Source organism: Amycolatopsis xylanica (assembly GCF_900107045.1).
GTDB lineage: Bacteria > Actinomycetota > Actinomycetes > Mycobacteriales > Pseudonocardiaceae > Amycolatopsis > Amycolatopsis xylanica.
Genome location: NZ_FNON01000002.1, coordinates 373,821 through 393,054, shown reverse-complemented (window position 1 = coordinate 393,054; position 19,234 = coordinate 373,821). Strand labels below are relative to the sequence as shown.

The following is a 19,234-nucleotide window of genomic DNA, read 5'->3' as shown; positions in this document are numbered from 1 at the left end:
CGTGAGTGATTAGACCGGTTCTAACCGGCGATACCACTCACGAGGCCTGACCTGTGGGTTTGTCGAGATTTAGTGCTCAGCCGGGCCGTTGGCGGCTTCCTTGGCCAGGCGGTCGGTCTCGCGCTCGAGTGAGCGGCCGATCTCGGCCTCGGCCTCGGTGCGGCCGACCCAGGAGGAGCCCTCGACGCTCTTGCCGGGCTCCAGGTCCTTGTACACCTCGAAGAAGTGCTGGATCTCCAGCTTGTGGAACTCGTTGAGGTGGTGGATGTCCCGCAGGTGCTCGAGGCGCGGGTCGTTCGTCGGGACCGCGAGGACCTTGTCGTCGGGGCCCTTCTCGTCGGTCATCCGGAACATGCCGATCGCGCGGCAGCGGATCAGGCAGCCGGGGAACGTCGGCTCCTGCACCAGCACCAGCACGTCGAGCGGGTCGCCGTCCTGGCCGAGGGTGTCGTCGATGAACCCGTAGTCAGCCGGGTACTGGGTCGCCGTGAAGAGCGTCCGGTCGAGCTTGATGCGGCCGGTCTTGTGGTCTACCTCGTACTTGTTGCGTTCCCCTTTGGGGATTTCGATGGTGACGTCGAACTCCACGACTTCCTCGCTGCTCTCACACTGTTCGCATTATTGACTTCACTAGTGTGGACTACGCCCCCTTCATAAGTCGCATCCGTGTCGGCTGCGGGGCATGTGAGCTTGGCCCCTGTGAAGGAGTGGTTCGTGCCGGATTCCGAAGAGCCGTCGTGGCCGTCGTCCGACGAGGACACGGGCCCGGCCAAGCTGCCCGACCAGGAGTACGACGGCCAGTCGACCAGCCGGCTACCGGTTCCGCCGCCCGCTTCGAACGGCTCGGGCGGCGGCTCGACCGACAACTTCACGGTGCCGAAGATCACGCCGGAGACCGAGCCGAAGTCCTGGTTCGCGGCGAAGGTGCCGCCTCCGCCGCAGGAGGAGCAGCCCTGGGCTCGCCAGGCGCCGCCGCGGCCGGTGGACAAGTCGCGCCCCGAGCAGCCCGAGCCGCAGCGCCCCGAGCCGCGCGCCGAGCAAGCTCGCCCGGAGCAGCAGCGCCCCGAGCCGCCGCGGCACCCAGAGCCGCAGCGATCGGAGCCACCGCGGCCCGAACAGCCGCGCCCTGATCAGCAGCAACGACGCCCGGAGCCACCGCAGCCGCGCCCTGATCAGCAGCCGCGCCCTGATCAGCAGCAGCGCCCGGACCAGCAGCAGCGTCCCGACCAGCAACAGCGCCCCGACCACCAAGCGCGGCCGGAGCCGCACCAGCGCGCTGACCAGCAGCCGTATCAGCGCATCGACCTGCAACGGCTCGAGCCCCAGCGCCCCGAGCCGCCCCAGATGCGCCCACCGCAACGCCCTGACCAGCCCCAAACTCAGCCTCAGCAGGCGCACCAGCAGCAGCAACAGCCGCCCCCGGAGCGCCGCGAGCCCCAGCGTCCGGAGCCGGTGCCGCCCGCACCGCACATGGCCGCGCCGATGCGGATCGAGCCGACCGGCGAGTCCCACCCGGCGGAGGCGACCACCGAGTCCCCGGTGACCAAGCCCGACGCCGAGCCGAAGCCCAAGCGCAAGAAGCGCGGCCTGCTCATCGGCGCCTTCGTGCTGCTGCTCGTCGTGGCGCTGGGCGTGGCCTCCGCGCTGCCCCAGGTGTCCAACCGCTTCAAGCTGCCCTGGGCGCCGAACGCGCCCAAGGGCGACGAGCCGGTGCCCGTCGCCGTCACCCTCTCGCTGCACGGCCCTGACGAGAACGGCGCCGCGCCGACCGCCGAGGGCGTGGCCAACGCGCTCAAGGCCGCCGCGGGCAGCGGCACGCTCGGCAAGCTCACCGGCAGCGTCATCGACCCGGCCAACGGCACGGTGCTGTGGGACAAGGGCTCCAGCGAGCCGCTGACCCCGGCTTCGACGACCAAGGTGCTGACCGCGGCGGCCGCGCTGCTCGCGATCGACCACGGCTTCCAGCTTTCGACCAAGGTCGTGCAGGGCGCGCAGCCTGGCACGGCGGTGGTGATCGCGGGCGGTGACGTCACGCTCAACGCCTTCGCCGCTGGCAAGGACAACTTCTACCCGGGCTCGGCGCACCTCGACGACCTCGTAGCGCAGGTGAAGAAGGCGAACCCGGACATCAAGAAGGTCCAGCTCGACCTGACTTCGTTCGCGGGCAGCGCGACCGCGCCAGGCTGGGCGGCGGCCGACGCGCCGTCGACGTTCATGGCGCAGGTCGCGCCCGTGATGATCGACGGCGGCCGCACCGCCCCGCTCGACGACCACTCGATGCGCGTGTCGAACCCGTCCGGGGTGTTCGCCCAGAAGTTCGCGGAGAAGCTCGGCGCGTCGGCGTCGGGCACGGCGACCGCTCCGGAAGGCGCGAAGGTGCTCGGCGAGGTCAAGTCGGCTCCGCTGACCGAGCTCACGAACGCGGCGCTGGTGCATTCGGACAACCTGCTCGCCGAGGTGCTCGCCCGGCAGGTCGCGATCGCGACCAAGGCCGAGCCCTCGTTCGCGGGTGGCGCCAAGGCGACGCTGGATGTGTTGAAGCAGAACGGTTTCGACCTCACCGGTGTCGAGCTGTCCGACGGCAGCGGACTGTCCACTCTGAACAAGATCCCGGCCAAGGTGCTCAGCCAGGTGCTCGCGGTCGCCGCCGGTCCCGACGGCAAGGACCCGCGCACGGCCAAGCTCCGGCCGCTGCTCGCGGGGCTCCCGGTCGCCGGCGGCAGCGGCACGCTCGAGAAGCGTTACGACGACGCGAACTCCAGCGACGGCAAGGGCTGGATCCGTGCGAAGACCGGAACCCTGTCCGGGGTGAACACGCTCGCCGGAGTGGTGTTGGACACAGACGGCCGGGTGCTGGTGTTCACGCTCATGTCTTCGACGGCCGGTAATTCGGACACGGACTCGGTACGGGCGGCGCTCGATGTCGTCGCGGCGAAACTTCGAGGCTGCGGCTGCAAGTGAACAGGCTGTAGCGTCGGAAGAGTGAGCGAGGAAACACAGACGAGGCCGTTGATCGACTGGTCGGTGGCCGCGTCCACGGGTGCGTTCCTGGTCCGTAGTGGACCGGCGGTGCCGCGCGAGGAAGCCGATCTCGCGGTCACCGAACTGCGTGAGCTGACCATCGACGCCGAAGGCCACGTCCGCGAGCTGACCGGGCTCGGCGCCGGCTTGCCGCTGCTGCCCGGCGAGGTCGTCGACCGGCCTGGCTGGGTGCGCTCGGCCGCCGCCGGGCTCGACGCGCTGACCAGCAAGGCCATGCCCCGCAGCCAAGGCGGGCCGCTGGCGCCGCTGCTCGCGGGCAGCGCTGGCGTGCAGACCGGTGTCGTGCTCTCGTTCCTCGCCTCGCGCGTGCTCGGCCAGTACGACCCGTTCGCGGGCCCCGAAGGCGACGGCAAGCTGCTGCTCGTCGCGCCGAACGTCGTCGCCGCGCAGCAGGCGATGAACGTGCCTGGCAAGGACTTCCGGATGTGGGTCTGCCTGCACGAGTGCACGCACCGCCTGCAGTTCACCGCGGTCGGCTGGCTGCGCGACTACTTCGCCGACGAGGTCGAGCGGCTGATCGGCGGGCTGGCGGGCACCGACATCGACGGTCTCGCGAACCTGGTCAGCTCGCTGCCCGACCGGCTCAAGGAAGTGCGCAAGGACCGCTCGTTCGGGCTGGCCGAGCTGTTCCAGTCGCCGCAGCAGCGCGAGGTCTTCGACCGGCTCATCGCCTTGTCGACGTTGCTCGAAGGCCACGCCGACTACGTGATGGACGCCGTCGGCCCCGAGGTCGTGCCGAGTGTCGAGACGATCCGCGAGCGGTTCACCGCGCGCCGCAAGGGCGGCGGCCTGTTCGACCGGCTCCTGCGCAGCCTGCTCGGTGTCGAAGCCAAGATCCGCCAATACGCCGAGGGCGCCGCGTTCACCCGTCACGTCATCGACACGGTCGGCATGGACAAGTTCAACGCCGTCTGGCGCTCGCCGAACACCCTGCCGACCAGGACCGAGATCGCCGAACCCGACAAGTGGATCCGGCGACTGCACGGATGAGCGAGCCGCTCGCCCTCGTCCGGCGCCAGGTCAGGGAGTTCCTGACCGGCTTCAAAGGTGTCGAAGGCGAGGTATGCGTCGCGGTCTCCGGTGGCGCCGATTCGCTCGCGCTCGCCGAAGCGACGGCGTACGCGGCGAAGCGTTTCGGCCTGCGCACGCGCGCGCTGGTCGTCGACCACGGCCTGCAGGACGGCTCCGACGCCGTCGCGAAGAAAGCCGCCGAAACGGCCGTGAATCTCGGCATCGACACCGCCGAGGTGCTCACCGTCGACGTCACCGGCCCCGGTGGTCCCGAAGCGGCGGCGCGCAAAAGCAGGTACGCGGCGCTCCGAGAAGCGGGTGGCGAACTCGTGCTGCTCGGCCACACCCTCGACGACCAGGCCGAAACCGTGCTGCTCGGGCTCGGCCGGGGCAGCGGCCCGCGGTCGGTCTCCGGGATGCGCCCGCTCGACCCGCCATGGGGCCGCCCGCTGCTGACCGTGCCGCGCACGGCGACCGTCGAGGCGTGCGCCGCGCTCGGCGTCGAGCCGTGGACCGATCCGCACAACGCCGATCCGCGTTTCACCAGGGTCCGGCTGCGCACCGAGGTCATGCCGCTGCTGGAGGACGTGCTCGCCGGCGGGGTCGCGGCCGCGCTCGCGCGCACGGCCGCGCAGCTGCGCGAGGACACCGAGGCGTTGGACACACTCGCGGCGGACCTTTTCACCCGCGCCGCCGTCGATGGCTGCCTCGATGTCACGGTGCTCGCATCGGCGCCCCCGGCACTGCGCCGACGGGTGATGCGCAGGTGGCTGCTGGACTCCGGCGTGCCCGAATTGACCGATGCGCACCTACGCGGAGTAGACGCGCTGGTCGGGCGCTGGCGCGGCCAGGGCGGCGTTTGGCTGCCGGGGCACTTGGAGGTCAGGCGGGCGCATGGCAGGCTCAAGCTCTCCGAGCCCGTGCCCACCACCTAAAGGGGATAACCGTGTACGAAGGCGACCTCGCCTCCGTGCTCATCACCGAGCAGCAGATCCGCGACAAGATCACCGAACTCGCCGAGCAGGTCGCAGCCGACCACGCGGCGGACCGGTCCACCGACCTTTTACTGGTGGGCGTGCTCAAGGGAGCGGTCATGTTCATGACCGACTTCGCCCGCGCGCTGCCATTGCCCACCCAGCTCGAGTTCATGGCCGTGTCCTCGTATGGCTCGGCGACCTCGTCGTCCGGCGTCGTGCGGATCCTCAAGGACCTCGACCGCGACATCGCGGGCCGTGACGTGCTCATCGTCGAAGACATCGTCGACTCGGGGCTGACGCTTTCCTGGCTGCTCAAGAACCTCGCCAGCCGCAACCCGGCCTCGCTCGAGGTCGTCTCGCTGCTGCGCAAGCCCGACGCGGTCAAGGTGGACGTGCCGGTCAAGTACATCGGTTTCGACATCCCGAACGAGTTCGTCGTCGGCTACGGCCTCGACTACGCGGAGCGCTACCGGGATCTTCCCTACATCGGGACCTTGGATCCGAAGGTCTACACGTCGTAACGTGTCAGTGACCGTGTGCCCCGGATTCCGCCTCGGGATCCGGGGAACCGGAAGCCTCTCAATCACGTCATAGCGTCACCTTGGTTGCGTTAACCTATGCGAAGACCTCAGCCACGTAGCCGACGTGGCGGGCCCGGGGGACAGGGAGAGAAGAGATGGGCAACAGCGCAGCAGACGCGGCGGCGTTCAAGGACGCGGCTGTCGCGGGCCAGATCGGTGTCGACCCGGACGCCGCACAGGCCGTCCTGAAGAAGATCCGGGCAGGCAAGGACTCCGTCGAAGCCCTTCTCAACGGCGCCGGAGCCCTCGGTCAGCCGCCGCAGCTGGGTGCGAACCCGGTCGGCCAGGCGATCGCCGCGAAGTCGTCGAACCGGGCCGACGGTGGCGGGGAGTCGTACGCCGCCGCGCTCAAGAACCTGTACCACCAGTACGAACTGGCCGAGCAGGGCATTGTCACCGCGATGTCGAAGTACCACGAGATCGACGACGCCGCGGCCGCTCCCTTCCGCCAGGCCTGAGTTAGAGGGGTAACTCGAAATCATGGCTCCGAACAGCAGCAGCGACAGCAGCCCGATCGTCCCGCTGGGGGACAACTCGCACGCCTCGGCCGTCGTCGAGCAGGCCCGTGGCCGCTCCGACGGGTTCGAGGTCGGCGGCGACCGGGCGATCACCGCGACGCCGAACTGGAACGCCCAGTCGAGCACCACGCTCTACCAGCAGGCGACCGCCAACAACAACCCGAAGTCGGCGTTCGACCTCAGCCACGGCTGGCACTCGCACGGCACCGAGCTGAACACCGCGTCGAACGAGCTGTACAGCGCGATCAGCGAACTCGGCGCCGCCTGGGTCGGCAAGGGCGCGGCGTCCGCGCAGGGCGCGCTCGTCGGCATCGCCAACTCCGGTTCGCAGGCCTCCGAGGCCGCGAAGGTCATGGGTGAGCGGCTCCGCCAGCAGGCCGAGGCGGCCGAGCGGGTCCGCCAGATGCCCGCGCCGCAGGAGTTCGACCCGGCGGCCGAGCTGAGCAAGGCACTGGCGACCGGGGCCACCGAGCTGACCGTTGACCAGAAGGCCAAGTCCGACCAGGCGAACGCCGTCAAGGCGCAGCAGGTCGCGATGATGAACGCCTACACCCAGTCGCTGGCCGAGGTCGACAGCACGACCCCGAGCTTCGGCCCCGACTCGCTCGGCATGAAGCCGCTCGCCGGCACGCACACCAACACCGGCTTCAACTCGGTCGGCGGCATCAACGCGATGTCCGTCGGCAGCACCGGCAGCGCGGCCTTCGTCTCCGGCGGCCGTGGCGCGGGCTACAACGGCGGCGCCCCCGGTGCCGGCGCCGACGGCTTCGGCGGCGACTTCGCGGGTTCGGCCGGTGCGCCGGGCTCCATGGTCCCCGGTGGCCCCGGCACCGGTGCGGTCTCCGGCGCGGGCAACGCTCCGGTCACCCCGCACGCGGGCGGTGGCTCCAACCTCGGGCTGGGCCTCGGCCTCGGCGGAGCCGCCGGTGGCATCGGCGCGGTCGCCGCGGCACGCACGCTCGGCCAGGGCAACCGCTCCGGCAGCAAGGCCAAGGGCCCCGAGGAGACCGAGGCCGCCGCGCAGGAAGGCCAGGGCCAGAGCGCCGCTTCGGCCAACCAGCCGCAGCAGGGTCTCGTCAACCAGGCGGGCACCATCGGCGGCCAGGGCGCGCCGCCGCCCGGAATGGGTGGCATGGGCGGTATGGGCGGCATGGGTGGAGCGCACGGCGCCCACGCCGAGGAGGAGCAGGAGCACACGCACGCCTCGTTCCTCATCGAGGCCGACCCGGACGCCACCTTCGGCGCCGACCAGGCCGCGACCTCGCCCGTGATCGGTGCCTGGTCGGACGAAGAAGACGACCGGTAGTCACGAACGCTTGGGGGAGATCGGATGGCGGGCGGCGAGCTGCTCACCCTGATGGAGCTGGACTTCCTGTGGGAAGCCTCCGGCCAGCAAGGTGAACTGCCTTATCCACTGCGCGGCCGGTCTCACGGCGTGACCATGGAGGAGCGTGCGCTGCTGCGCCGCCAGACCATGGGAGTGCTCGTCCAGCGGGGTCTTTGCGACTCCGCTGGACGGCCCGAGCCGCAACTCGAGGACTTCCTCGGGATCCTCACCGCGCCCGACGCGAGCCTGGACTCGATGCAGATCAACGCGCCGAACTCGGAGCCGCTGCTCGCGGTGGCCGCCGTGCTCGGCGGGCGTGGCCTGTTCGCCGTCCAGGATCAGCGCGGGCTGCACCTGAACCCGATCGAGCCGGACGGCATGGCCAGCGCGATCATCTCGCTGCTGCCGCCGGTCGCGCGCGGCACCGAGAAGTCGGTCACCGTGCCGCTGGAAGAGCTGATCAGCGGCTCCGGCATCGACTTCATGGCCCGCCGCGGCCATGGCAACGGCGATGGCAGGGCCACCGCCGACGAAGACCGCAAGGCACTGGCCAAGCTGCACGCCCAGCCCCGGCTGCGCGGCGGCCAGATCGGCGCGAACGCGCGAGGCAGGCTGGGCGGGCGGTCACGCTCGCCGGTGCTGAGCTGGTTCGACACCGAGACCGGCCGATATTTCACGCAAGCGTCCCGTGGCCGAGACGGCCGGGACTGGATCACCATCGCGCCCGCCGACCCCGCCGCGCTGCGGCATCGTCTCGGGGAAATGCTGGCGGGCGCGGCGAATGCGAGTAGCACCGTTTCATGAACACTCTGTTTGGAGAAGCCACCGTGGGTCCGCAGGAACTCTTTTCGCCGCTGGCGTTCGACTTCCTGTGGGAGGACGCGCAACTCGGCGAGATGCCGTATCCGCTGCAGGTGCGCTCGCACGGTGTCACCGAGGAAGAGCGCCGCATGCTGCGCCAGCGTGTGCACGGCGAGCTGATGTCGCGTGGCCTGCGTGACTCGCACGGCCGCCTCGAGCCGCACATCGAGGAGTGGCTCTCGCTGCTGGCCAGGCCGAACGTCTCGGTCGACGCGCTGCACATCCCCGAGTTCCAGCACCCGCCGGTCTCGGTGCTCGCCGGCACCGACGGCCGCTCGGCCGTGATGGCCGTCCAGGACGCGCGCGGCATCCGGCTCGGCCCGGTGCCCGCCGACGGCATCATCTCGGCCGTGCTCAGCGTGCTGCCCGCGGCCAAGCGCGGCACCGAATCGTCGATCACGCTGCCGCTGGACGAGGCCGTGCGCACCGCGCCGATCCGCGTGGCCGCCGGTTCCACCGAGCGTCGCACCTCGCTCAGCGACCGCACCACCGACCAGCGGCGCGCGTACGCCGAGCTTTCGGGTCAGCCCAGGTTGCGCGGCGGCCAGCTCGCCGCGAACAGCCGTGATCACCTCGGCGGCAAGCAGCGCTCGCGGGTGCTGGGCTGGTTCGACACCGCCACCGGGCGTTACCTGAGCCTCTCCCGTGCGGGTACGGACGGCCGCGAATGGGTGACCGTCTCACCTGCTGACCAGCAGACGCTGCGGATGCGGCTGAACGAGATGGTGGCTAGCGTCTCTGACGACCGGCGGTAAGCCTCTCACCTGCGCAAACGCGTCTCGGGAACCTGGAAGCGGTATTGGCCGTTGACCAGCGAGAGGCTCACACAGGTGCTGATTTCCCGTGGACGGTACCCTGGTGGGCGGGTGTCTTTTACGCACCGCGTGTTGTCAAGATCGTGACGGCGGATATCACATCTACCGCCCAACCAGGGAGGGTCGAGGCCACCAGGGCCGAGTCGTATGGACCGGAAGCGCCTTCTCAGGAACCCACTGCTGTGGATTGCCGTTGCCTTGCTGCTCTACTTCGCGTTCAGCTCGCTGTTCGACAGCAACCGCGGTTACACGCAGGTGCCGACGTCTCAGGCGTTGGCCCAGCTGAACGCGGGCAGTGTGAACGTCAAGGAAGCCAGTATCGAGGACAAGGAACAGCAGCTCAAGCTGACCCTCGTCAACAAGATCGACGTCGACGGCCAGCAGGTCGACAAGATCATCACGGCCTATCCGGCCGACGCGACGTCCATCGTGTTCAACAAGGTGAACGACGCGAAGACCGGCGACAAGCCGATCAAGTTCAACACGACGGTGAGCCAGCAGTCGTTCTTCCAGACGATCTTGCTGTACATGATCCCGCTCGTGCTCGTGCTGCTGTTGCTCATGTGGATGATGAACAACGCGCAGGGCGGCGGGAACCGGGTACTCAACTTCGGGAAGTCCAAGGCCAAGCAGCTCAACAAGGACATGCCGAAGACGACCTTCGGTGATGTCGCGGGCGCCGACGAGGCGGTCGAAGAGCTCTTCGAGATCAAGGACTTCCTGCAGAACCCCGCGCGCTACCAGGCGCTGGGCGCGAAGATCCCCAAGGGCGTGCTCCTCTACGGACCGCCAGGAACGGGCAAGACGCTGCTCGCGCGCGCCGTCGCCGGTGAAGCGGGCGTGCCGTTCTACACGATCTCCGGTTCGGACTTCGTCGAGATGTTCGTCGGTGTCGGCGCCTCGCGGGTGCGTGACCTGTTCGAGCAGGCCAAGCAGAACGCGCCCTGCATCATCTTCGTCGACGAGATCGACGCGGTCGGCCGCCAGCGCGGCGCCGGCCTCGGCGGTGGCCACGACGAGCGTGAGCAGACGCTGAACCAGCTGCTCGTCGAGATGGACGGCTTCGACGCGCGTGGCGGCATCATCCTGATCGCCGCCACCAACCGGCCCGACATCCTCGACCCGGCGCTGCTGCGCCCCGGCCGGTTCGACCGGCAGATCCCGGTGTCCGCGCCCGACATGCGCGGCCGCCGCGCGATTCTCGAGGTGCACGCCAAGGGCAAGCCGATCGCGCAGGGCACCGACCTGGGCAGCCTCGCCAAGCGGACGGTCGGCATGTCCGGCGCCGACCTGGCGAACGTGCTCAACGAGGCCGCGCTGCTCACCGCCCGCCAGAACGGGCACGTGATCACCAACGAGGCGCTCGAGGAGTCCGTCGACCGCGTCGTCGGCGGCCCCGCGCGCAAGAGCCGGATCATCTCCGAGAAGGAGAAGAAGATCACGGCCTACCACGAGGGCGGGCACGCGCTCGCCGCGTGGGCGATGCCGGACATCGAGCCGGTGTACAAGCTGACGATCCTGCCGCGCGGGCGCACGGGCGGCCACGCGCTGCTCGTCCCCGAGGACGACAAGGACCTGATGACCCGCTCCGAGATGATCGGGCGGCTGGTCTTCGCGATGGGTGGCCGCACGGCCGAGGAGCTCGTCTTCCACGAGCCCACCACCGGCGCCTCGTCCGACATCGAGCAGGCGACGAAGATCGCCCGCGCGATGGTCACCGAGTACGGCATGAGCGCCAGGCTCGGCGCGGTCAAGTACGGCCAGGAGCAGGGCGACCCGTTCCTCGGGCGTTCGGCTGGCCGTCAGGCCGACTACTCGCACGAGGTCGCGCACGAGATCGACGAGGAGGTGCGCAAGCTCATCGAGACCGCGCACACCGAGGCGTGGCACGTGCTCAACACCTACCGCGACGTGCTCGACGAGCTGGTCATCGAGCTGCTCCAGAAGGAGACGCTGACCCGCAAGGACCTGGAGCGGATCTTCGCCACGGTCGAGAAGCGGCCGCACATCACCGTGTTCAACGAGTTCGGTGAGCGCACGCCGTCGGACAAGCCGCCGATCAAGACCCCCGGCGAGCTGGCGATCGAGCGCGGCGAGCCGTGGCCCCCGCCGTCCGAGGAGAAGCCTGCCCAGCTGCCGGCGCCGACCCCGGTCGCGTCGGTGCCCGGCGCCGGTGACCTCCCCGGTGGTCCCGGTGGCTACCAGCAGGCCCAGCCCGAGCAGCCCGCGAACCCGTTCGCGCCGCCGCCACCGGGCGGCGGGTACCCCAACGGCCGCCCGAATGGTGGACCGAATGGCACCGCCCACTGGCCCGGCGCATATGGTGGTCAGCAGCCGGGCGGTCCGGCAGGTGGTCCGGCGGCCGGTGGCCCGCCGAACTACGGTGCTCCTCCAGGATGGACACCGGCGACCTCGCCGGGCGGCCAATCCGGCTCCTGGCGGCCCGCCGCCGACGACCGCTCGCGCGAGCACGGCTGGTTCGACGGCCAGGCCGGTGGCCAGCAGCAGGGCGAGGAGCAGCGTCGGCGTGACAACACGGACGGGCAAGAACCACCCCAACGGTGAAGATGACCTTCTCGGCTCGGACCGGGTCTTCGACCAGGACCGGGCCGAGAAGGCCGTTCGTGAGCTATTGCTCGCTTGTGGCGAAGACCCGGATCGGGACGGTCTGCTGGACACCCCGGCCCGGGTCGCTCGCGCTTACCGGGAGATGTTCGCGGGTCTGTACACCGACCCGGACCACGTGCTGGACAAGACCTTCGACGAGTCGCACGAGGAACTGATCCTCGTCACCGACATTCCGATGTATTCGACCTGTGAGCATCATCTGGTCGCCTTCCATGGTGTCGCCCACGTCGGGTACATCCCGAACTGCGAGGGCAAGGTCACCGGTCTGTCCAAACTGGCCAGGCTGGTGGATTTGTATTCGAAGCGGCCACAGGTGCAGGAACGGCTGACGTCGCAGGTCGCCGACGCGATCGTGCGCAAACTCGAACCGCGCGGCGTGATCGTGGTCGTCGAGGCCGAGCATCTGTGCATGGCCATGCGCGGCATCCGCAAGCCCGGCGCGCGCACCACCACGTCCGCGGTCCGCGGGCTGCTCAAGACCTCGGCGTCTTCGCGGGCGGAGGCGTTGGACCTCATCAAGGGGCGCCGGTGAGCGCCGGACTTCCATCGCCCGGTCGCTGTGTGGTGATGGGCGTGCTCAACGTGACGCCGGATTCCTTTTCGGACGGTGGCCGGTATCTCGGCCTCGACGACGCGCTGACCCACGCCCGCGAGATGTGGGCCAGGGGCGCCGACATGATCGACGTCGGCGGGGAGTCGACCCGGCCAGGAGCGTCCAGGGTGGACGCCGACACCGAGATCTCGCGGGTGCTTCCGGTCATCAGGACCCTTGCGGCGGAGGGGATTCCGCTGTCGGTCGACACGACACGGGCCCGGGTCGCCGAGGCGGCGCTGGACGCGGGCGCGGTCGTGATCAACGACGTGTCCGGCGGACTGGCCGACCCCGAAATGGCGAAGGTGGCCGCGGAGTCCGGGGTGCCGTGGATCCTGATGCACTGGCGTGGGCACAGCAAGGACATGAACGCGCTCGCCACATACGGCGATGTCGTCGCCGAGGTGCGGGCCGAGCTGACCGAGCGGGTCGAGTCCGCTGTCGCGGCCGGAGTGTCCACTTCGGCCTTGGTGCTCGACCCCGGTCTCGGATTCGCGAAGAACGCCGAGCACGACTGGGCGTTGCTGCATCGGCTGGATTCGTTGCTGGACTTGGGTTTCCCCATTCTCGTCGGCGCCTCGCGCAAGCGGTTCATCGGTCGCCTGCTGTCCGATGAGGACGGCACCCCGCGTCCGCCGGACGGCCGCGAGGACGCCACGGCGGCGATTTCCACGCTGGCCGCGATGGCAGGCGCGTGGGGTGTCCGGGTACATGAGGTCGGTGCGTCGCTGGACGCGGTGAAGGTGGCAGAGGCATGGCGGACCGGATAACGCTGACCGGGCTCCGGGTTTTCGGGCGGCACGGCGTCTTCGAGCACGAGAAGCGCGACGGCCAGGAGTTCATTGTGGACATCACGGCGTTCTTGGACCTGACGCCGGCGGCCACTTCGGACGATCTGACCAAAACGCTCCACTATGGAGAGCTGGCCGAGCTCGCCGCCGGGATCGTCGCGGGCGAGCCGTACGACCTGATCGAAAGCGTCGCGGGCAAGATCGCCGACGAGGTGTTCGCCAAGGACGCCAGGCTGACCGAGATCGAGGTCACCGTGCACAAGCCGTCCGCCCCGATCCCGCTGACGTTCGACGACGTCGCGGTCACCGTCCACCGGGTCCGATGAGCCGCGCGGTCCTCTCGCTCGGCTCGAACCTGGGCGACCGTTTCGGCTTCTTGACACTCGCCGTCGACGGGCTGCGCCCATGGCTGGTGGCGGTGTCGAGTGTTTACGAGACGGCGCCGTGGGGCGTCGAAGACCAACCGGACTTCCTGAACGCGATCTGCGTCGTGGACGACCCCGCGCGTGATCACTGGGCCTGGCTTCGCCTCGGCCAGTCGCTGGAGCAGGCGGCGGGCCGCGTGCGCGAGCAGCGCTGGGGTCCTCGCACGCTTGACGTCGACGTCGTGACTGTCGACGGCGTGCGCTCGGACGACCCGGAGCTGCTGCTGCCGCACCCGGGCACCCTGGACCGCGCGACCGTGCTGATCCCGTGGCTGGAACTCGACCCGGCCGCCGAAGTCCCCGGCCACGGCCCCGCGACGGCCTTGCTCGCCGCGCTCCCCGCCGCGGACCGCGACGGCGTCCGCCTCCGGCCCGACCTGCGCCTCAAGGACTCGTGAGCGTTGCGGGCGGTTAGAACCGCCCGCAACGCGCACGACCCCCGCGCACGAGCGCGTTTCCGCAGTTCAGGGGGCGTGAGTGGCGCGGCCGGTTCTAACCGGCCAAAACACTCACGACCCCGCGCACGAGCGGGGCTTTTGTCACGCTCAGGGTGACAAAAGTGGCTTTTGTGCGGTCGCTGACGCGGCGCGCCAAGGCCCGGGCACGCTCCCCTCGCCCCGGTGCGCCTCCCGCTGGCCTTTGTATGAAGGCTCCCATCATCTCGTCCAAGCGTATGAAGGGAGCCTTCATACAGGGCAGGCCGTATGAGGGGAGCCTTCATCAAGCCAGGCGTGATGAAGGGAGCCTTCATACACCTAGGCCGTATGAAGGGAGCCTTCATACACGCGCGGGCTGGGTGAGCAAGCCCGGGCAAAGAAGGCCGCATGCGCCAGGGCACCCAGGTCCTGGGGGCTTGTGAGCGTTGCGGGCGGTTAGAACCGCCCGCAACGCTCACGACCCCCGCGCACGAGCGCGTTTCCGCAGGTCAGGGGTCGTGAGTGGTAAGGCCGGTTAGAACCGGCCAAAGCACTCACGAGTCCCGAGTGCTAGGCCGAGGCGCGGATGGCGGCCACGATCCAGCGGGCGGCGGGCATCTGGGTGGGGATGGGCGGCCAGCCGTTGATGATCGCGAGCAGCTGCCAGTAGCGCTCGGCGCGCTCGTCGCCGCCCGCCTCGACGTTGTCGGCCAGGTCGCGGCGGAACTGCGGGTTCGACGGGTCGCGGTCCGGCCCGGCCGAGGCCGCGCAGATCTCGTCGGCCAGCGCGCGGCCCTCGGCCGAGTCGGGCAGGCGGCCCGCGTCGAGCGAGGACTGGGCGCGGGTGCTCCAGGCGAACCAGTTCTCCTGCTGGGTGGCGTTCTGCTGGACGGCCGCGTCGCCCTTGAACGTCCCGTCCTTGACCGAGGTCGAGTGCCGCTCGCTCATCCCGCGGATCAGCGCGCGGAACTCCGGGTCCCGCACCAGCTCGGCGAACTCGATCCAGGCCTCGAGCTGCTCGGGTGACGGATCGTCCGGCAGTTCGGGCTTGGCCGAGCGCATCCGGGCGTAGAACTCGGAATCGACCTCGAGGCCGGCGATCATCTCGTCCCAGAACTCGTCGAGCAAACGTTTGCGGTCGTCGTCGGACATCGACGCCAGCTTGTTCATCAGTTTCACTTCCTCCAGTTCGGATCCCCGCTTGGCGACCGCTCGCAGCACCGCTCGTCGCAACCGGAGCCTGCGGATCTGCGTGTCGAGCGCGTCGACGTGCTGGCTCGCGATCTCCGGGACGCTCGCTTCACGCGTCAGCGCGCGCTCGACGTCGGCGAGACCGAGGCCGAGTTCGCGAAGCGTCTTGACGAGTTCGAGGCGGGCCATAGCCTTAATGTCGTAAAGGCGATAGCCCGAATGCGTGCGGTCGGTGGGCGGGAGCAGCCCCTCATCGGAGTAAAAACGAATCGTTTTGACGGGCAAGCCCGTGCGCTTCGCCAGTTCCCCGATGGTGAAGACCACCCCTGTGTTTCCCACGCGAACCATGCTCAACCCTCCAGCCACTGGAGAGTCAAGCCTCGCAGGTAACGTGAGAACATGCACTTCACCCGCCCACGCGACCTGCTGGGCGCCGGACTGGCCTGCCTGGCGGCCGGGTACCTGTTGCTGCAGGTCGCGTACGGTTCGCTGCCGCGGCTGCCGCTTTTCGTCGGTGCCACGCTGGCCGTTCTCGCCCTGCTGGAAGTCTTTCTCGCCTTTTCCATTCGTGGCAGGATCTCCGGCGGCCGCGTGCTGCAGGCCATCGCGGTGGCCAGATCGGTCGCGCTGGCGAAGGCTTCTTCGCTGGCCGGATCGGTCATGCTGGGCTTCTGGCTCGCCGCGGTGATCTACCTGCTGCCCAAGCGTGGCCTGCTCATCGCCGCCGCTTCGGACCTGCGGAGCGCGGTTGTCGGTGCGGCGAGCGCCGCCGTGCTGATCGGGGCTGGGTTGTGGCTCGAGCACTGCTGCCGGACACCGGAGCCGCGTGATCGTGATCGCGCGGGTCCACCGACCGGTTAACGGAAAGAAAGCACCGCTCGAAGTACCGACTAGGTCTCGTTCGGATTACTAGAAGGTACGGTGTTCGTTATGACCGGCGTGGGTGACGACTCGCGCGGCCGCCCTTGGGGCAGGCCGTGGCTTGTCGTCGGCTTGACCCTCGCGGTCGGCGCGACACTGGCACTGGTGCTCAGTGACGACCTCCGCTGGCTCCGGCTCGGCATCGTCGCGGCGCTGTGGGCGGCGCTCATCGGCGCGTTCCTCGCGGTCAAGTACCGCAAGCACGCCGCGCACAGCGAAGACGCGGTCGCCGAGGCGCAGGCCGTCTACGAGCTGGAGCTCGAGCGTGAGGTCGCCGCCCGCCGCGAGTTCGAGCTGGAAGTCGAAGCGGAGACCAGGCAGCGTGCCGAGGAGGACTCCCGCGAGGAGCTCGACGCGCTGCGCAACGAGGTGCTCGCGTTGCGCGACAGCCTGCAGTCGCTTTTCGGCGGCGAGGTGCTTTACGAGCGCGTCGCGCTGACCGCGCAGGCCACCCGCATGCGGTCGCTGAACGATGACAAGCGACTCGTGAACGGCGAGTCCAAGAAGCAGCCCGCCCAGCTCATGGCGCCGAAGAAGATCGTCGAGGTCGCCGAGCGTCCCACCGAGCTGATCGAGCGCGTGCTGGACAAGGCCGTCGAGCAGCGCCGCCCGGCCCCGGCCCCGGCCGCCAGACCCAAGCCGGAGACCCCGACCACCTCCCGCACGGCCGCGAAGCCGACCGAACCGGTCCGCCGCGATCCCGCGCACCCGCAGAGTTCTCCGTCGGCGAAGGCCACCCAGGCCATCAAGGTCGCACAGGCCACGCCGCGCAAGGCGCCCGCCGAGCAGCCGAAGACCGAGCGCCAGATGCCGCCGGTCAAGCCGCCGAAGCCGGTGCTCAAGCCCGCGCCGAGGCCGAGCGAGTCGAGCCCCGGCTTCAAGCCGGTCGCCCCGTACAAGGCCCCCGAATACAAGCCGGCCGAGCCGAGCCGGCCGGCGATGAAGCCCGTCGCTCCCATGCCGGAGCCGACCCGTCCGGCGCTGGACCGCGTCGAGCGCGGCAGGCCCGCCGCGAGCGTGCCGCCGCCCAAGCCCAAGCCTGAGCCCGTCGCGCCGAAGGCACCCGAGCGTCCGGCGGCGGCGAGCAACCAGGAAGCCACCGGCGAGTGGAAGCCCTCGTGGGACACCGGACGCCGTGAGCGCACGGCCACCAACCTGAGCGCGGCTTTCGTCAAGCGTGAGAAGCCGCCGGTCGCGGAGCCGCCGCGTCAGCCGGAGCCCGCGAAGGTCGAGGTCAACCCGACGCTGCCCGAAGCCGTCCGTGAGCTGCAGCAGAGCCGCCCCGGCGGCCGTCGCCGCCGCGCCGAGGAAGAGGAAGCCGCCGCCGCGGAGCCCGTGTCGACCGGCCGCCGTCACCGTCCCGACGGCGAGCCGCCGTCCTGGCAGAAGCCCGCCGAGCCCGCCTCCCGGCACGGTGCGACCAACGGCAGCCACTCGCGCCCCGAGGGCCGCAACGGCTCACACAGCAACGGCAGCAATGGCAGCAACGGGTCGAACGGCTCCAACGGCAACGGTCACCGCGCCGCCGCCGCGCACGGCAAGGAGATCCCCGACACGGGTTCGCACGCCGCGGGCCGTTCGGTGAGCGAGCTGCTGGCCGCGCATGGCGCCAACGAGTCGGCGCCGCGCCGCCGCCGTCGCGCCGAGGACTGAGCGCCAGGGCGTGTCTCAAAGTCATGGCCGATGGGCTTCGTGATCCAGGTGGCTCCTGGCGGTGCCGTGGAATCATCCTCGTACCGGGTTGTACTCGGGTGATTCCGCGGTGCCGCGAGGGGCCACCTGGGCGCGGAGACCGCGGCCATGACTTTGAGACACGCCCTAACGGACGGCACCGGCAAACGGGCCGGAATGCCTGCGTAGGGTACGCGTCGTGTCAGGACCTGCCACGTCACGCAAGCGCGCGCTGCCGCGCCGGGTGACGGTCATGCTGCCCGTTGTCGGGGTGCTCGTGCTCGCGCTGTGCGGGCTGCTGGTGTTCGGGCTCGTGACCGCGCGGGTGGGGGTGCTCGCGGTCGTCATCGGCGTGCTCGCGGCGCTGGTGCCCGTCGGGCTGGTGACCGCCGCGTTCCTGTGGGTCGACCGCTGGGAGCCCGAGCCCGCGAAGCTGCTGCTGCTCGCGTTCTTCTGGGGCGCCTGTATCGCGACGATCACCGCGCTGCTGATCAACAGCACCGCCGAGGCGGTCGGCGATCTCTGGCTCGGTGATGGCAACGGCAGCAAGTTCAGCGCCGTCGTGTCCGCGCCGCTGGTCGAGGAAGCAGCCAAGGGCGTGTTCGTGCTGCTGGTGCTCTTGTGGCGGCGCTCCGAGTTCGACGGGGTGGTCGACGGCGTCGTCTACGCCGGGTTCAGCGCGGCGGGGTTCGCGTTCGTCGAGAACATCTACTACTTCGGGCGCGCGTTCGCAGAGTCGGGCTTCGGCGATGGGACGAGTGCCGGGGTGCTGGCCGCGTTCGTGTTGCGCGGGGTGCTCTCGCCGTTCACGCATCCGCTGTTCGCCACGCTGACCGGTATCGGGATCGGGCTGGCCGCGAGCTCGACGAGCAAGCAGGTGCGGATTCTGGCGCCGCTCGGCGGCTACCTCTGCGCGGTGCTGCTGCACGCGCTGTGGAACGGGGCCGCCGTGCTCGGCGGGTCGAAGGCGTTCCTCAACGTGTACTTCCTGATCATGGTGCCGATGTTCCTCGGCGTCGCGTGGCTGGTGGTGCTGCAGCGTCGGCGTGAGCAGCGGATCGTCGCGGCCGCGCTGCCGGACATGGTCGCCGCGCGCTGGATCGCGCGGTCCGAGGTCGACCTGCTCTCGAGCCTGTCCGGGCGGCGCGAGTGGCGCAGGCAGGCCAAGCGGCAGTCCGGCCGTCTCGCGGCCAAGGAGGTCGGCCGTTATCAGACGAGCGTCACGGAACTGGCGTTTCTCCGCCGTACTCCGGTGGACACCGAAGAAGCCATGGCCCGACAAGACGAACTGTTGACCGTTCTTCGCTCGTCACGCGCCGAAGCCGTCAGGCTGGCGGAACAATCGACGGGCGGGTGACCCCCGCAACGGGTGAAGCTCGTCACCAATCTCCGGTTGATCCGGCTTGAGAGAGCTACTCTCTCGCCGTCGTCCGGTACCCGCGACGGAGCGGGACTGGAACGAGTGAG

The 19,234-nt window shown here is 69.8% G+C and carries 18 protein-coding genes; 16 read left to right on the top strand and 2 right to left on the bottom strand.

Features of this window, described 5'->3' with window-relative positions:
* Positions 1 to 69 precede the first annotated feature (69 nt).
* Positions 70 to 588, bottom strand: coding sequence for an inorganic diphosphatase (locus BLV57_RS09490; RefSeq protein WP_091288271.1), 519 nt, complete (start codon positions 586 to 588; stop codon positions 70 to 72).
* A gap of 126 nt (positions 589 to 714) precedes the next feature.
* On the opposite strand from BLV57_RS09490, the gene dacB reads away from it, so the two are divergent.
* The 13 genes from dacB (at position 715) to folK (ending at position 13,966) form a co-directional block, all read left to right on the top strand.
* Positions 715 to 2,961: a D-alanyl-D-alanine carboxypeptidase/D-alanyl-D-alanine endopeptidase gene (dacB, locus tag BLV57_RS09485; RefSeq protein ID WP_091289052.1), complete on the top strand. Its 2,247-nt coding sequence runs from the start codon at positions 715 to 717 to the stop codon at positions 2,959 to 2,961.
* 21 nt (positions 2,962 to 2,982) lie between these two features.
* Positions 2,983 to 4,032, top strand: coding sequence for a zinc-dependent metalloprotease (locus BLV57_RS09480; RefSeq protein WP_245757238.1), 1,050 nt, complete (start codon positions 2,983 to 2,985; stop codon positions 4,030 to 4,032).
* Positions 4,029 to 4,988 carry a tRNA lysidine(34) synthetase TilS gene (gene tilS / locus BLV57_RS09475; protein ID WP_091288269.1) on the top strand — a complete coding sequence of 320 codons (960 nt, stop codon included), beginning with the start codon at positions 4,029 to 4,031 and terminating at the stop codon, positions 4,986 to 4,988. Before BLV57_RS09480 ends, tilS begins: the two co-directional genes overlap by 4 nt.
* Positions 4,989 to 4,999: 11 nt before the next feature.
* Positions 5,000 to 5,551, top strand: coding sequence for a hypoxanthine phosphoribosyltransferase (gene hpt, locus BLV57_RS09470; protein WP_091288268.1), 552 nt, complete (start codon positions 5,000 to 5,002; stop codon positions 5,549 to 5,551).
* A gap of 155 nt (positions 5,552 to 5,706) precedes the next feature.
* A complete protein-coding gene (locus BLV57_RS09465; protein ID WP_091288267.1) occupies positions 5,707 to 6,069 on the top strand; it encodes a hypothetical protein in 363 nt (120 codons plus the stop codon).
* Positions 6,070 to 6,091: 22 nt separating this feature from the next.
* Entirely contained in the window at positions 6,092 to 7,435 is a 1,344-nt protein-coding gene (locus tag BLV57_RS09460; protein ID WP_091288266.1) for a hypothetical protein, read from the top strand.
* A 24-nt stretch (positions 7,436 to 7,459) separates the two neighbouring features.
* A complete protein-coding gene (locus tag BLV57_RS09455; RefSeq protein ID WP_091288265.1) occupies positions 7,460 to 8,260 on the top strand; it encodes an ESX secretion-associated protein EspG in 801 nt (266 codons plus the stop codon).
* Positions 8,257 to 9,072, top strand: a complete 816-nt coding sequence (locus BLV57_RS09450) for an ESX secretion-associated protein EspG (protein ID WP_091288264.1) — start codon at positions 8,257 to 8,259, stop codon at positions 9,070 to 9,072. Before BLV57_RS09455 ends, BLV57_RS09450 begins: the two co-directional genes overlap by 4 nt.
* A gap of 207 nt (positions 9,073 to 9,279) precedes the next feature.
* Entirely contained in the window at positions 9,280 to 11,697 is a 2,418-nt protein-coding gene (gene ftsH, locus BLV57_RS09445) for an ATP-dependent zinc metalloprotease FtsH (protein ID WP_091288263.1), read from the top strand.
* Entirely contained in the window at positions 11,660 to 12,292 is a 633-nt protein-coding gene (gene folE / locus BLV57_RS09440; protein ID WP_091288262.1) for a GTP cyclohydrolase I FolE, read from the top strand. Before ftsH ends, folE begins: the two co-directional genes overlap by 38 nt.
* 35 nt (positions 12,293 to 12,327) lie before the next feature.
* Positions 12,328 to 13,122, top strand: coding sequence for a dihydropteroate synthase (gene folP, locus BLV57_RS09435; RefSeq protein ID WP_176968595.1), 795 nt, complete (start codon positions 12,328 to 12,330; stop codon positions 13,120 to 13,122).
* On the top strand, positions 13,107 to 13,469 hold the full coding sequence (gene folB, locus BLV57_RS09430) for a dihydroneopterin aldolase (protein ID WP_091288261.1): 363 nt from the start codon (positions 13,107 to 13,109) through the stop codon (positions 13,467 to 13,469). The genes folP and folB overlap by 16 nt, the downstream gene beginning before the upstream one ends.
* A complete protein-coding gene (gene folK, locus BLV57_RS09425) occupies positions 13,466 to 13,966 on the top strand; it encodes a 2-amino-4-hydroxy-6-hydroxymethyldihydropteridine diphosphokinase (protein ID WP_091288260.1) in 501 nt (166 codons plus the stop codon). The genes folB and folK overlap by 4 nt, the downstream gene beginning before the upstream one ends.
* Before the next feature lie 588 nt (positions 13,967 to 14,554).
* Here folK and BLV57_RS09420 read toward each other — a convergent pair.
* Positions 14,555 to 15,523 (bottom strand): helix-turn-helix domain-containing protein, encoded by a 969-nt coding sequence (locus tag BLV57_RS09420; protein WP_091288259.1) that lies wholly within the window; start codon positions 15,521 to 15,523, stop codon positions 14,555 to 14,557.
* A 51-nt stretch (positions 15,524 to 15,574) separates the two neighbouring features.
* Here BLV57_RS09420 and BLV57_RS09415 point away from each other — a divergent pair, with 51 nt between their 5' ends.
* The 3 genes from BLV57_RS09415 (at position 15,575) to BLV57_RS09405 (ending at position 19,124) form a co-directional block, all read left to right on the top strand.
* Entirely contained in the window at positions 15,575 to 16,036 is a 462-nt protein-coding gene (locus BLV57_RS09415) for a DUF3180 domain-containing protein (protein ID WP_091288258.1), read from the top strand.
* A 69-nt stretch (positions 16,037 to 16,105) separates the two neighbouring features.
* Positions 16,106 to 17,749, top strand: coding sequence for a DUF6779 domain-containing protein (locus BLV57_RS09410; protein WP_091288257.1), 1,644 nt, complete (start codon positions 16,106 to 16,108; stop codon positions 17,747 to 17,749).
* A 271-nt stretch (positions 17,750 to 18,020) separates the two neighbouring features.
* Complete coding sequence (locus BLV57_RS09405) at positions 18,021 to 19,124, top strand: PrsW family intramembrane metalloprotease (protein WP_091288256.1); 1,104 nt, start codon at positions 18,021 to 18,023, stop codon at positions 19,122 to 19,124.
* Positions 19,125 to 19,234 lie beyond the last annotated feature (110 nt).